13 protein-coding genes are annotated in these 13,000 nt (G+C 57.6%); 10 read left to right on the plus strand and 3 right to left on the minus strand.

Annotated features, from left to right (window positions below; all coding sequences use genetic code 11):
- Positions 1 to 338: 338 nt before the first annotated feature.
- A complete protein-coding gene (locus AM571_RS37125) occupies positions 339 to 482 on the plus strand; it encodes a hypothetical protein (protein WP_165918539.1) in 144 nt (47 codons plus the stop codon).
- 252 nt (positions 483 to 734) lie between these two features.
- Here the strand turns inward: AM571_RS37125 and AM571_RS28050 are convergent, their stop codons facing one another.
- On the minus strand, positions 735 to 983 hold the full coding sequence (locus AM571_RS28050) for a hypothetical protein (protein ID WP_074064275.1): 249 nt from the start codon (positions 981 to 983) through the stop codon (positions 735 to 737).
- A 453-nt stretch (positions 984 to 1,436) separates the two neighbouring features.
- Entirely contained in the window at positions 1,437 to 1,787 is a 351-nt protein-coding gene (locus AM571_RS28055; protein ID WP_074065618.1) for a hypothetical protein, read from the minus strand.
- A 474-nt stretch (positions 1,788 to 2,261) separates the two neighbouring features.
- Between AM571_RS28055 and AM571_RS28060 the strand changes: the two genes are divergently transcribed.
- The 7 genes from AM571_RS28060 (at position 2,262) to pqqE (ending at position 9,058) form a co-directional block, all read left to right on the plus strand.
- Entirely contained in the window at positions 2,262 to 4,109 is a 1,848-nt protein-coding gene (locus tag AM571_RS28060; protein ID WP_165918543.1) for a methanol/ethanol family PQQ-dependent dehydrogenase, read from the plus strand.
- Positions 4,110 to 4,290: 181 nt separating this feature from the next.
- Positions 4,291 to 4,809, plus strand: coding sequence for a c-type cytochrome, methanol metabolism-related (locus tag AM571_RS28065; RefSeq protein WP_081377229.1), 519 nt, complete (start codon positions 4,291 to 4,293; stop codon positions 4,807 to 4,809).
- 4 nt (positions 4,810 to 4,813) lie between these two features.
- Positions 4,814 to 5,671, plus strand: coding sequence for a substrate-binding domain-containing protein (locus tag AM571_RS28070; protein WP_074064277.1), 858 nt, complete (start codon positions 4,814 to 4,816; stop codon positions 5,669 to 5,671).
- Between the two features lie 297 nt (positions 5,672 to 5,968).
- Positions 5,969 to 6,907, plus strand: a complete 939-nt coding sequence (pqqB, locus tag AM571_RS28080; protein WP_074064279.1) for a pyrroloquinoline quinone biosynthesis protein PqqB — start codon at positions 5,969 to 5,971, stop codon at positions 6,905 to 6,907.
- Complete coding sequence (pqqC, locus tag AM571_RS28085; protein ID WP_074064280.1) at positions 6,904 to 7,659, plus strand: pyrroloquinoline-quinone synthase PqqC; 756 nt, start codon at positions 6,904 to 6,906, stop codon at positions 7,657 to 7,659. The genes pqqB and pqqC overlap by 4 nt, the downstream gene beginning before the upstream one ends.
- On the plus strand, positions 7,656 to 7,955 hold the full coding sequence (gene pqqD / locus AM571_RS28090) for a pyrroloquinoline quinone biosynthesis peptide chaperone PqqD (RefSeq protein ID WP_335727745.1): 300 nt from the start codon (positions 7,656 to 7,658) through the stop codon (positions 7,953 to 7,955). The genes pqqC and pqqD overlap by 4 nt, the downstream gene beginning before the upstream one ends.
- Positions 7,952 to 9,058 (plus strand): pyrroloquinoline quinone biosynthesis protein PqqE, encoded by a 1,107-nt coding sequence (gene pqqE, locus AM571_RS28095; protein ID WP_074064281.1) that lies wholly within the window; start codon positions 7,952 to 7,954, stop codon positions 9,056 to 9,058. Before pqqD ends, pqqE begins: the two co-directional genes overlap by 4 nt.
- A gap of 134 nt (positions 9,059 to 9,192) precedes the next feature.
- Here pqqE and AM571_RS28100 read toward each other — a convergent pair whose 3' ends face one another.
- Positions 9,193 to 10,257, minus strand: a complete 1,065-nt coding sequence (locus AM571_RS28100) for a glycosyltransferase family 2 protein (protein WP_074064282.1) — start codon at positions 10,255 to 10,257, stop codon at positions 9,193 to 9,195.
- A 596-nt stretch (positions 10,258 to 10,853) separates the two neighbouring features.
- Here AM571_RS28100 and AM571_RS28110 point away from each other — a divergent pair.
- Together AM571_RS28110 and AM571_RS28115 are read left to right on the plus strand one after the other, a co-directional pair.
- Positions 10,854 to 12,245, plus strand: coding sequence for a cache domain-containing protein (locus tag AM571_RS28110; protein WP_074064284.1), 1,392 nt, complete (start codon positions 10,854 to 10,856; stop codon positions 12,243 to 12,245).
- Entirely contained in the window at positions 12,242 to 12,886 is a 645-nt protein-coding gene (locus AM571_RS28115; protein WP_074064285.1) for a response regulator, read from the plus strand. Before AM571_RS28110 ends, AM571_RS28115 begins: the two co-directional genes overlap by 4 nt.
- The last annotated feature ends 114 nt before the right edge of the window (positions 12,887 to 13,000 follow it).

Genomic DNA, 13,000 nt, shown 5'->3' on the forward strand with positions numbered 1-13,000 from the left:
CCCGCGCTTTCACCGAATTCAGTTGTATTGAGAATGGGAAGAGCGCATGGTCTGTTATCAGCGGTCTTCATCTAGGAGGCTGCTGATCGATGGCCGCCACACGCCACCTCAAGGGAGGACAGGATTGTCTTCCGTGTTCGATCTTTCATACTTGCCTTCGTCCGAGCTCAACCATGCTTCGGGCGCAACTCCAATAAGCTGGCCGGCCGTCTAGCTCCCACGCGGGACCTCCAATTACTTGTCGCGGGATCGTTCAACGAGGACTTCGAAATCGTCGTATCGGGATGTTGTGGTTCTGTCCTCACACATCGTTCCAACTTCAAAAAAGGATCGCACCAATGGCCAAAGGACAAATAAGAGGTAACCGCGAAGCGCGGAAGCCGAAACAGGAAAAGTCTCCGATGAAGGTGGAGAGTACGTTCGCCAATCAGATCAAGGCCGCAACGAAAAGCAACGCACAGGGCGGCAAACATAAGAGCTGAACGCGATTGGAGAATGAGCCAGGTATTGGCGCCATTCTTTTCCCTAGCGATTCATTCGAGGCGATGTTCCATAAAAGTCGGGAGGTGTAACAACGGTGCCGCTTCGCGCGCTCTATCGGGTTGATTACCCGTCGGTTCTCATCAGATCCGCGGTCGTGATAAGCTGGCGCGATACGTGGTAAAGCCAATCAGTAAACACCAGCCCCAGCAAGGGCGCGCGATGTCTTCCACTCCATCGCCGACCATATGTCGTCAGTGCGACGAGCGTCGTGGCGCTGCGTTCAAGGCATCGAGCAGGGCGGACATGCCTTCGTTTGCCGCCAGTGCCAGCATATGATTATCGGCAAGATCCAAGACGGCGACAATTGCCTCACGTTCGTTCCAGCCGACGGCAACGGCCGCCGCTATCAGGTCGAGGAAGGCGAATTGCAAGGCCTCCTGGCAGTGTACGTGCCTTTCGAGATTGTCATCAGTGGCGAACGGCCGTGAAATATCGCGCATAGACCGATAGTGTCCGATTCCCTTTGGCGAGACTACGGCATTTCAACGATTGCTGATAAAGTCCACAGGATTGCAGAAGCGGCACCACTTTGTTCTTCCGAGATGGAGCTACCGACTTGCCGGCATCGTTCGCGCAGAAGATGCCAGAGCTGGAACCTTTTGCAAGCGCAGCGGGTTGGCTTTGACGGATTGACGCCCCTGGCGTTTTTCATCGGGGGCAGTGTTCGCCAACTCAAGGTCGTTTTGTCATATTGGCCAGCTAGCTTCCGGCGGTTTTGGAGCGGCAGCGCCTTTGGGTTTTCATCTTTTTAACGCCGCCGATAGAACAATGAAACCAGCAGCTATCGTGGTCCAGAGGTTTGTCAGAAGTGCCACGACACCTGCGTGTGCGGCGAAAACCTGCGGGGTCGGACCGTGAAAATTCCCGGCTCGGTCCGTAAACCAAAAGCCGGTTCAAAAGCATCGTATGTCCGCTTCGGCCTGTGCTCTTCTCAACTCCGCCGTCGCGGCCTTTGCCGGGGCGCTTTCGCGGAACAACGCGCTGTTTTCACCGGTGAGGAGCCCCATCTGTTTGAAGGTTGAGGCCGCCTCGTAGCGTTCATAGGGCAGAATGGATTCGATGACGTCGATCGAACACGAGCAACGGTCAAGGACGGCCCGATTCTCGCCGTTGGCCTTCATGCAGGCATAGACGTATTCTGCAATGACGTTGGTCGGATAACGTGTTCCCGCGGCCGCCGGAAACGCAAAACCGATTGCTGCAAGTGCGAAGGTCGCGATCCCGAGGGTCTTAATGGCAATCATGGCGATTCCTTTCATGCAGCGCATTTTTCAGCCGTTCGAAGAACATGTATAGTGTTATTGTAGCATAATTTCAATGATGTCGATGCGTCGTCAGTAGTTTTATAGTAACCTTCCAGCTTTAATATTGCAACGCACAAAAATTGATGCTGCGATGCAGCGTACATTGCTGAACAAACACGCTTGCGGAAAGCAAATCTATCTCTTATGGTCTATTTGTTTCCGGCTTCAAGGACGTTACCGTCAAGGGAGTGGTGACTGTCTTCGTAGGCCAAGCGGGTGGGCGGTAACGGTGCCCTCCGCGCGCCTGGCTTAGGTCGTGACACGCTGCCGGAAATACTTCCCACACGCTGAACCGATGACGCGGGTCGCTGAACAGGCGCCGTTTTAACTCGTCATCCTTGCGAACTTAGGGAGGACTAAATGCGTGTACGTGCAAGCTTCATTAAAACGGCATTGGTGACGACTGCGGTATCTATGTCATTGGCGGGAGGAGTTACTGCCAACGACGAGGTCCAAAAATTGATCTCCGATTCCAAAAACTGGGCGATTCCGACGGGTGACTATGCCAATACCCGGTTTTCGAAATTGAACCAGATCAACAAGGACAATGTGAAGAACCTCCAGGTCAAATGGACATTCTCGACCGGCGTGCTGCGCGGTCATGAAGGTGGACCTCTGGTGATCGGCGACGTGATGTATGTCCATGCGCCGTTCCCAAATACGGTATATGCTCTCGATCTCAACAATGACGGCAAGATCCTCTGGAAGTATGAGCCCAAGCAGGATCCAAACGTCATCGCGATCATGTGCTGCGACACGGTCAATCGTGGCGTTGCCTATGGCGACGGCAAGATCATCCTCAACCAGGCCGACACGACAGTCGTTGCACTCGACGCCAAGACCGGCAAGGTCGTGTGGTCGGTGAAGAACGGCGAGGATACGGCCGGCGGCAAGGGCGAGAGCGGGACGAGTGCACCCATGGTCTTCAAGGACAAGGTGCTGATCGGCATATCGGGCGGCGAGTACGGTGTGCGTGGCCATGTGACCGCCTATAACCTGAAAGACGGTACGGTTGCCTGGAAGGCATATTCGACCGGTCCTGACGCGGAAACCCTGATGGATGGTGAAAAGACCACCCAGCTCGGCAAGCCGGTCGGCAAGGATTCGGGCGTCACCAGCTGGGAAGGTGAACAGTGGAAGCAGGGTGGCGGAACGACCTGGGGCTGGTATGCCTTCGATCCGAAGCTCAACCTGGTCTACTACGGGACTGGCAACCCGTCGACCTGGAACCCGGTTCAGCGACCGGGGGACAATAAATGGTCGATGACGATATTCGCACGTGATGCGGATACAGGCATGGCCAAATGGGTCTACCAAATGACTCCCCATGACGAATGGGACTTCGATGGCGTCAACGAGATGATCCTCGTGGACGGCATGGACATCAGCGGCCAGAAACGCGACGTGCTGGTGCACTTCGATCGCAACGGCTTCGCCTATACGCTGGATCGCGGAAACGGCGAGCTGCTCGTTGCAAAGAAATACGATCCGGCCGTCAACTGGGCGACGGAAGTCGTCATGGATCCGAAGAGCAAGGAGTATGGCCGCCCGCAGGTGGTTGCAAAGTACTCGACGCAGCAGAATGGCGAGGACACCAATACAACGGGGGTCTGCCCGGCCGCACTTGGAACAAAAGACCAGCAGCCGGCCACCTACTCGCCGAAGACCGGGTTGTTCTACGTTCCGACCAACCATGTCTGCATGGACTACGAGCCTTATCAGGTCAGCTATACCGCCGGTCAGCCCTATGTGGGGGCAACGGTATCGATGTACCCGGCTCCCAACAGCCATGGCGGAATGGGCAACTTCATTGCCTGGGATGCCGCCAAGGGTGAGATCGTTTGGTCGAAGCCCGAGCAGTTCTCTGTGTGGTCGGGCGCACTGTCGACCGATGGCGACGTCATCTTCTACGGCACGTTGGAAGGCTACATCAAGGCTGTCGATAAGGACGGGAAGGAACTTTACAAGTTCAAGACCCCATCCGGCATTATCGGCAACATCAACACCTTCGAGCACAAGGGCAAGCAGTATGTTGCCGTGCTGTCGGGTGTTGGCGGATGGGCCGGCATCGGACTTGCCGGCGGTCTTTTGGGCGCGGAAGGTGCTGCAGCCTGGCAGCAGGCCGTTGCCGGCCAGAAGGCTCCGACCGAGGAAGAAAAGTCGATCTCAACGGCCGGTCTAGGCGCTGTCGGCGGCTACGCTGCACTTGCCGACTACACGACGCTGGGCGGTCAGCTCACCGTCTTCGGTCTCCCGGACTGATCTGCGGGAACCCATAGCAAGCCGACCTCTTGGTCGAGGCGGCAAGGCAGAGAAACGAGGGCCTGCAAAACCGGGATTTCCCCGGCAGGCCCTCGAATTCGCCACGCAAACCACAACTCTCCTGTCAACGCCGCATCGCGACAGCACGGCTGTATTGGTGGCGAATGAGAAAGAGGTCCGAATGTCAGTGCGCAAAACGATCTTAGTGCTTGCAATGTCTCTTATTGGTTCCAGCGTCATCCTTGCTGCCGATGACAAGCAGAAAGCCGCAGCCGTCAGCGAACAGGATGGCAAATATGTCGATGCGGAAGGCAATCCAACATTCAAGATCCAGGATGACGGGACCGTCGACTGGTATACGTTCAGCGGCTACCGGCGCTATCATTCCGACTGTCATGTGTGCCATGGACCCGACGGCGTCGGCTCGAGCTATGCGCCTGCGCTTGCCAACTCGATGAAAAACATGGACTACGCAACCTTTCTGTCGATCGTTGCCGAGGGCCGCAAGAATGTCGGCGGCGGCAAGGAAAACGTCATGCCGGCATTCGGCGAAAACAAGAACGTCTACTGCTACCTCGACGACATCTACGTCTATCTGCGCGCCCGGGCCGTCGGCGACGCGCCGCGCGGTCGTCCGCCCAAGAAGGCTGACAAGCCGCAAGCGGCGAAAGACCACGAAAAATCCTGTATGGGGAGCTGAACCAATGTCGCCGAACAAATCGTGCGCTCGCCGTATTCTGTTTATGATCGCGGTGGTTGCCGCAACCCCCACAGGGGTATTTGCGCAAGGTGCCGGGATCGGCGCGGCGGGCGAACTGGTCGATCCGGACGTGCTGCGCGTTTGCGCCGATCCCTCGAACATGCCATTTACGGATCAAAGCGGCGAAGGCTTCGAAAACAAGCTGGCTGAACTGGTGGCTGCCAAAACGCAACGCAAATCGGTCTCCTATACATGGTATCCGATGGCCACCGGCTTTGTCCGCAATACGCTGAGAGCCAATCGGTGCGATGTCATCATGGGTTATGCCCAAGGCGACGAACTGGTGCAGAACACCAACGCCTATTACCGATCCACCTACGTGATGATCTTCAAGAAGGGCAGCGGTCTGGACGGCTTGGAAAGCCTCGAGGATCCGAAACTGGCCGACAAGCGGATCGGGATCGTCGCGAGAACTCCGCCGAGCGCCAACCTGGCGAGGGCCAAGCTGATGCGCAACGCGAAGACCTATCCGTTGATGGTTGATACCCGCTCGACGCCGTCCATGGCCGAAGTCATGCTGAAGGACCTCGAAAAGGACATCATCGACGTCGCTGTCCTCTGGGGACCGATGGCCGGCTATTACGTCAAGGAGATCAATCCGGACCTTGTCATGGTGCCACTTCTCAAGGAAAAGACCGGCCGTATGTCCTATCGCATCACCATGGGCGTGCGTCCGTCCGATCAGGAGTGGAAACGGACGCTGAACAAGGTGATTCGGGAAAACCAATCGGAAATTAACCAGATTCTGATGCAATACCAGGTCCCGCTCATCGACGAAGCCGGTAACCAGATCAAGGGATAGCAGTAACGGCGTTCGGATTTTCTCCACAATGGCAGAATGCGAATGTTGTTGAGATTTCAGAGCTTGCGCCGAAAGGCGCACGATGCCGGGAGGAGATCAGTGGTTGATCTCGGGCAGAGCAAAGAGGAGAAACTTATGAAGAAAAGCTGGAAGAAGCCGACGACATGCGTCGTTTGCGTCGGAATGGAAATGTCACGTTACCGTTCCGCTGAACTTAAGGCTAAGAAATAAGCGCATCTCCCGCTCCATGCGGCTTGTCCGCGTGGAGCGGCTGCCGCCGGAAGGAAGCACCATCACATGCGGCTGAAGATCCTCGGCTCCGCGGCAGGGGGCGGATTCCCCCAGTGGAACTGCAACTATCGGCTGAGCCGCGCCGTCCGCAATGGTGAAGGCGGCTTTCGGCGTCGGACCCAATCGAGTCTTGGCGTATCCGCCGACGGCGAGAACTGGATTGTCTTCAACGCATCTCCGGATATTGGGGAACAGATTGCCGCCGCTCCGGAGCTGCAGCCGATGGAGGAGGGCCCGTTGCGGGCTTCGCCCATCCAGGCTGTCGTCCTGACCAATGCAGATGTCGACCATATAGCCGGACTATTGAGCCTGCGCGAGCGGCATCGCTTTGTCATTTATGCAACCGCCCGGGTGCTTCGGGTAATCGAGGAGAACAGCATCTTCAATGTCCTTGACAGGCAATTGGTGGAGCGCCGGGAACTTTTGCTCGACGTGCCGACCCCCGTTGCGGACTGGCAGGGCAAGCCGACATCCGTAGTGATCGAAGCCTTTTCAGTTCCGGGCAAGATTGCGCTGTTTCTTGAAGATGCGGGCAGGGCGCAGGAAGGGTTCGGCACCCAAGAAGGCGATACTGTGGGGGTGCGTATTGTCCAGGAGGGCGGTCACTCCTCCGCATTGTATATTCCTGGTTGTGCGGCCATCGACGCTGACCTGAGAAGGAGGGTTGCTGCGTCATCGTGTCTGCTCTTCGACGGTACAGTCTACACCGATGATGAGATGTTGAGCGCCGGCGTCGGGGCGAAGACCGGCCGGCGTATGGGACACTTGCACATCGCCGGCTCCGACGGCTCCATGGCCATGCTTGCCGCTGTCGCGCCCACGCGCCGCATCTATGTTCATATCAATAACACCAATCCGATCCTTGATGAGAGCTCTCCCGAAGCGGCAGCTGTGAGGGCAGCGGGATGGGAGATCGGCTACGACGGGATGGAGATCGGCATATGAGCGAGTTTGCAGACGCGGCGCGAAATGGACTGACGCCCGCCGCACTGGAAGCAACGCTGCGTCGGGTGGGGGAGGAGCGATACCACAACAAGCACCCCTTCCATCACAGAATGATGGCAGGCGCGTTGACCAGGACGGAGCTTCAGGCATGGGCGCTCAACCGGTACTGTTACCAGGCCATGATCCCGCGCAAGGATGCGATGATTGTCAGTCGGACGGAGGACCCGGAATTGCGCGCGGAATGGCGCCGAAGGATCGAGGATCATGATGGGGCAACCGGTTGGGATGGCGGCATCGCCCGCTGGCTCAAGCTGGCAAGTGGGCTGGGGCTTAACGAGGAACTGGTAAGGAGCGAGAGCCGTGCTCTGCCTGCGACCCGCTTTGCCGTGGGAGCTTATCTGTCTTTCTGCACCAATCGCAGCCTTTTGGAAGCCATCGCCTCCTCACTGACGGAGTTGTTCGCCCCTGTGATCATCGGCGAGCGGGTTCCTGCCATGCTGGCAAAATACAGCTATGTGACTGAAGATACCCTGGCCTACTTTACGCCGAGGCTGAAGCAGGCGCCGCGCGATTCTGATTTTGCGCTTGCCTATGTCCTTTCGCATGCGACGGAGCCGGAAAAGCAGCAGGCCGTCATAAATGCGCTCGTTTTCAAATGCGATGTCTTGTGGGCGATGCTGGATGCACTCGACTATGCCTATAGAGACGGCGGCAACATACCGCCGGGCGCTTTCGTGCCGGAGGTAAGATGATGCAGAGCCGCCGCCAGCGTGCCGTCTTGTCCGCGCAGTCGAGGCCGCAACTGAAGCGTCACGTCCGACTGCAGTTTGATCCGGTGCGCAACGCCTGGGCGGTCTTGTCGCCGGAAAAGGTGTTCTGGCCGGATGAGGTCAGTCTAGATATCCTGAGACTGTGCGATGGCCAGCACACGGTGCCGCAAATGGTCGACGAACTTGCCGGCCAATATGATGCGCCTCGCCAGGACATTGCGCCCGATGTCGAAGAATTCCTCCAGGACTGGTCCGACAGATTTCTGGTGACGCTATGAATGAACGAATTCTGCCGCCAATCAGCATGCTGGCCGAGCTTACGCATCGCTGTCCCCTGCAATGCGTCTACTGCTCCAACCCGCTCGAATTGTTGAAGGCGGACAGGGAGCTTTCGACAGACGCATGGCGGGCTCTCTTCGAAGAGGCAGCCGATCTTGGGGTCCTACAGGTTCATCTGTCCGGTGGAGAGCCGACCGTTAGGCCCGATCTTGAAAAGCTTGTAGGCTGTCTGACAAGACGTGGCGTCTACACTAATCTCATTACGGCAGGGATCGGGATACCGGAAGGGCGGCTCGAGGCGCTGCAGGACGTGGGTCTCGATCATGTCCAGTTAAGCATTCAGGGTGCGAACGCGCCGACGACCGAGAAAATCGGCAATCACCGTGGCGCGCACGAAAAGAAGCTTCAGACTGCGAGGCGGGTCGTGGAGATCGGCCTGCCGCTGACGATCAATGCTCCGATCCATCGCCACAACATAGAGGAAGTGCCGGCTTTCATCGATCTTGCGCTTTCGCTTGGGGCAGAAAGATTGGAGATCGCCAATGTTCAGTATGGAGGCTGGGCTCTTCTTAACCGCAATGCCCTCATGCCCGATCGAGCGTCGGTGGAGCGCCAAGTGGAGATTGTCGAAGAAGCCCAGTCACGGTTGCAGGGAGTTCTTGCGATCGACTTTGTCGCTCCCGATTATTTCGCAGTCTATCCGAAACCCTGCATGGGTGGCTGGGCGCGTGATGCGTTCATGGTAGCCCCGGATGGCACGGCACTTCCATGCCACGCCGCTGCCACCATCCCGTCCTTGCATTTCGAACGGTTCGGCGAATGGAGTCTGACGGATATCTGGCTTAATTCTCCGGCATTCAATGCATTCCGCGGCGACGACTGGATGCTGGAACCTTGCAGAAGCTGCGAGCGGCGTGACATCGATTGGGGCGGCTGCAGATGCCAGGCAATGGCAATAGCCGGTGATGCTGCAGCCACCGATCCCGCTTGTGTCAAATCACCCCTTCATAGCCGTATGGCAACGCTCATCAGCCAAGCCAATTCCGCTCCTTCGACCAGCTCCGACAATTTCCGTTATCGCCGCATCGGACGGACCCTGTAGCCGGGCCGGACTATCATCATCGCAGATCGGCTGACAGTCGCCACGCCGATCGTTTCATCCGGTCCTAAGATCAGGCTTGCGCTGCCGCGCCGGTCACACCAGTCCTTGAGGGTTGGCTTCTGGTCGTCCCGGAGCTAGCCCATGGCATGGCGAATGGTTTTCGACAGGCGCAGCAGGAAGGCAGGTCTCGAAGAGGCGACAAGCTTCCACGACAAGAGAGCCTTTGCCATGCGCCGGGGAAGTAGGCCGACGGAGAGAAACCAGGCCGCGAGGACGGCACGCCGTCTGAGCGAAGCATTCATTTCCAGGCTCGCCACGGCACCTGCAGCGCCCAGAGTGAACCTGGAATCGTCGGGAACGGGATGCAGTTGGCGGTCTATGCAAAGCGATGCCAAGCGCTCTTCGAGGTGCACCGTATCATGAAGAGCGACGTCCGGCGACACCGTCAAGCCGACATCGGCGGCCTGATCTGACAAGGCTTCCATCCGGCGGAAGTCATGCTCCACTCGCCAGCGTGCCCGCTGGCCAAGTTTTTCTGCAAAGACGGAATGATTGGCGCCATGCATGCGGTAGGCGCCAAGGCAGGAATCGATCGACGTCACCTCTCCATGGAGAGGCGCGACAGTAACCAGATATCCGTCCGCCCCCTGGCGAAACTCCATCTCGGGGATAGGCATGATCGCCTCCAGAACCGAACGCCTGAAGGCAAGCCCGCTTGTGACGGTCGTTTGATAGCGTCCCTTCTGCAGCAGCTGCGGAGTGACGTCACCTGAATCGAAGGGGAGCTCGTGAGGCGGAAACACATCCTTGATGCGTTGGCGCTCGTCGACGATGTGCAATCTGAATTGCACCTGGGCGGTATTGCCGTCGCATGACTCGATTATCTGCGATACGGCGTTCGGATAGAGATAGTCGTCGGCGTCGAGAAACAGAACGATCTCGCCTCGGCTGACCGCAAATCCCGTGTTGAAGGCAGCCGCGTGGCCGCCATTGCGCTCTCGTGGGACAGCTGTGATCCTGGACCCATATGCCGCAATCACACAAGCGCTGTCGTCAGCCGATGCGTCGTCGACAACGATGACCTCTACGTTGTCATGATCTTGCGCCAGCGCGCTGTCGATGCAGCGCTTTAAGAAGCGCGCATAGTTGTAATTCGCAATGATGATCGAAACTGGAACGTCATCTTGGATGGAATGCATCGCATAGAACCTCGCACTTCTGCTTTGGTCACGGCGAACCTTCTCATTCAGGTCCTGTTTGTAATGTCCGTCTGGGCAAGAACGGCGCTTCAACGCTGAAGAAAGCCGCTGCACCGACACGCCGGCCACGTACCCAGCAAAGATCGTGCTTTGATCAAATCGGTGCGCTCATCAGCCTGCGCAGCTTTATGGCTTTTGAAAGACACGTTGCTGTAACATTGGCCAGCAGCGGTTGAAAGCGATGGGTTTGTGCGGATCGTCCGCCGCGCCTGACCGAAGACCGCTCCAACATGTTTTACCGATTCGCGAGTGAACACCTTTTCGTTCGCCGCGAAGGCGTTCATGGTCGCGGCCACTCGGGCAAGGTCCATGTGGACCCCATGTTGTTTGCTGAATTCCTTCTGCCTTTCACTGCCTGAAGCACACCTCAGGTTGGCGGCAATAACGCCCAGCATCCTAGCCAAACAGCCCCAACAGCGCCCGGTATTGATATGGTCGCTCCGACTCCTGAATGAGGCGGGCAAGCTTGAGCTATCCGTCGATGTCGTTTCATATATAAGCATGCCCAGGTGAGAAGGTGGCAGGGAGGCAGGCTTATGAACCTTAGACATCAGATTGTGGCATTGGCCATCATCCCATTGATCCTGGCCATCCTGATTGTCACAGCGTTCATCACCTGGCAGTCGGCCACACTTGTGCGCAGCAGCATCGACACCTTCGAGCGAAACATGCTGAAGGCCAAGCAAACGGAACTCCTCAATCTCACAAATCTTGCGCTCTCAGCCATTCATGACATTTACGAAGCCGCCGGTCCGGACGACGAAGGAGCAAAGGAGAAGGTTCGCGCCATCCTGACCGCTCTCGACTATGGCAAGGATGGCTACTTCTTTGTCTATGATTACGACGGTAACAATGTCGTCCATCCGCGTCAAACGTTCCGGCCTGGTCACAACTGGCTCGATCTTACCGATCCTGATGGCGATCGGGTTATTGCCAATCTAATCCAGAAGGCCAAGGAGGGCGGCGGGCTCCACCAGTACAAGTGGCAGAAGCCGTCCTCGGGGGAGGTGGCCGACAAGCTGTCCTTCGCGGCCGGACTCGACAAGTGGAAATGGATGCTGGGAACGGGCGTTTATCTTGACGACGTCTTCGCACAGACCGCCGCAGCAAACGCAGATTTCCGTGCCAATGTGCGCAAGACATTTCTGATCATTGCGCTGATCGCGGTGCCTGCGGTTCTCATCGTCTTTGCCACCGGCATGCTGCTGACGTTGAGAGAACGTCGCCTTGCAGACAGCAAGCTTAAACAGCTCGCGCAGCGCATTATCGACACGCAGGAAGAGGAAAGGACGCGCCTTGCCCGTGAACTGCATGATGGAATCTCGCAGAACCTCATCGGCGTCCGCTATGCGATCGATCTGGCGAGCCGCAAGGTCGCAAGCCAGGCCGAAGATGCGGCCCGCGCAATCGATCGCGGAGCAGAGGCGCTGAACGGGGCGATCAAGGAGGTACGCCGCCTTTCCCATGACCTGCGTCCGCGAGCGCTTGATGATCTTGGCCTGACGCCGGCGCTCAAGGCACTTTGCGACAACTTCTCGGAGCGGACGGGCATCGAGACCAGACTGGAGGCGCTTCCCTTCAAGAACATGCTGAAGTCCGAGGCGAGCACGGCGCTGTATCGAGTTGCGCAGGAGGCGTTGAACAATGTGGAGCGGCATTCGGGAGCCTCCCGCGTCGACATCAGGATTTGGAGCGTTGGCGGCCGTGTCCGCATGACGATCTCTGACAACGGAAACGGTTTCGATGAAACAATGGCCGAGGGAAAGAAAGCGCTCGGCGGCGGGCTCGGACTGCGCAATATGCAGGAGCGCCTGGCCCATTTCGGCGGACTGCTGCTGATCAAGACGACATCGGCGGGCACCATCCTGACCGCGATGCTTCCAAGGTCGGCTACGGTGAACCGCGCACAACTCGAGGACGCAGCATGAGCGGCAGAAAAAATATAAAGGTTCTTTTGATCGACAACCATCCCCTGGTTCTCGACGGGTTGGGGGCCGTTTTGGAAACCTATGAACACATTGAGATCGTCGGTACCGCCGGATTGGCACGCGCAGGGCTTGAGATTGCACTGAGGGAAAAGCCAGCAGTGGTCCTGATGGACATCAACATGCCGCAGCTCAGCGGCATAGACGCGATCGAGCTCTTCAAGGAGCAACTGCCCGAAGCACGCATCCTGATGCTGTCGATGCACGACAGTCGCGAATATATTTCGACATCGGTGTTGCATGGGGCATCCGGTTACATACTCAAGGATGTCTCCACCGACGAGATCATCGCCGCGATCGAAGCCGTGGCAGACGGCAAAAGCTACTTTTCTTCCGGTGTCTCCGATGTTCTCCTCGAGCGAAGGGAGGCGCCGGATGCGCTTCCTCTAACGACACGCGAGCATGATGTTCTACTGTTGCTGGCGGCAGGAAAAAGCAATCGCGATATTGCGCAGTTACTCGGTCTCTCAGCCGCCACGGTCGAGACGCATCGCAAGAACATCAAGAAGAAGCTCAACATCGCGACGACGGCTGGGCTGACGCGCTATGCCATCGCGAACGGATTGACCTGGGCCGAGAGTTGAGCACCTACCCAGTACTGGGTAGAGCCGCGTATTTTGCCGATTTTCGGTCTTGTTCCTAAAGTTTCCGCGCAATACCAGTTGCCCGGGTCACGTCGCCAAGAGCCTGTGACCCTG

Origin of the sequence: Rhizobium etli 8C-3 (assembly GCF_001908375.1) — a bacterium.
Lineage (GTDB): Bacteria > Pseudomonadota > Alphaproteobacteria > Rhizobiales > Rhizobiaceae > Rhizobium > Rhizobium etli_B.

What these genes read in the sequence shown, in the direction of transcription:
- AM571_RS28060 (WP_165918543.1), top strand. Translation starts at nt 2,262, where the DNA reads ATGTCATTGGCGGGAGGAGTTACTGCCAACGACGAGGTCCAAAAATTG.
- pqqD (WP_335727745.1), top strand. Translation starts at nt 7,656, where the DNA reads ATGATGCAGAGCCGCCGCCAGCGTGCCGTCTTGTCCGCGCAGTCGAGG.
- pqqB (WP_074064279.1), top strand. Translation starts at nt 5,969, where the DNA reads ATGCGGCTGAAGATCCTCGGCTCCGCGGCAGGGGGCGGATTCCCCCAG.
- AM571_RS28110 (WP_074064284.1), top strand. Translation starts at nt 10,854, where the DNA reads ATGAACCTTAGACATCAGATTGTGGCATTGGCCATCATCCCATTGATC.
- AM571_RS28070 (WP_074064277.1), top strand. Translation starts at nt 4,814, where the DNA reads ATGTCGCCGAACAAATCGTGCGCTCGCCGTATTCTGTTTATGATCGCG.
- pqqE (WP_074064281.1), top strand. Translation starts at nt 7,952, where the DNA reads ATGAATGAACGAATTCTGCCGCCAATCAGCATGCTGGCCGAGCTTACG.
- AM571_RS28065 (WP_081377229.1), top strand. Translation starts at nt 4,291, where the DNA reads ATGTCAGTGCGCAAAACGATCTTAGTGCTTGCAATGTCTCTTATTGGT.
- pqqC (WP_074064280.1), top strand. Translation starts at nt 6,904, where the DNA reads ATGAGCGAGTTTGCAGACGCGGCGCGAAATGGACTGACGCCCGCCGCA.
- AM571_RS28055 (WP_074065618.1), bottom strand. Translation starts at nt 1,787, where the DNA reads ATGATTGCCATTAAGACCCTCGGGATCGCGACCTTCGCACTTGCAGCA.
- AM571_RS28050 (WP_074064275.1), bottom strand. Translation starts at nt 983, where the DNA reads ATGCGCGATATTTCACGGCCGTTCGCCACTGATGACAATCTCGAAAGG.
- AM571_RS28115 (WP_074064285.1), top strand. Translation starts at nt 12,242, where the DNA reads ATGAGCGGCAGAAAAAATATAAAGGTTCTTTTGATCGACAACCATCCC.
- AM571_RS28100 (WP_074064282.1), bottom strand. Translation starts at nt 10,257, where the DNA reads ATGCATTCCATCCAAGATGACGTTCCAGTTTCGATCATCATTGCGAAT.
- AM571_RS37125 (WP_165918539.1), top strand. Translation starts at nt 339, where the DNA reads ATGGCCAAAGGACAAATAAGAGGTAACCGCGAAGCGCGGAAGCCGAAA.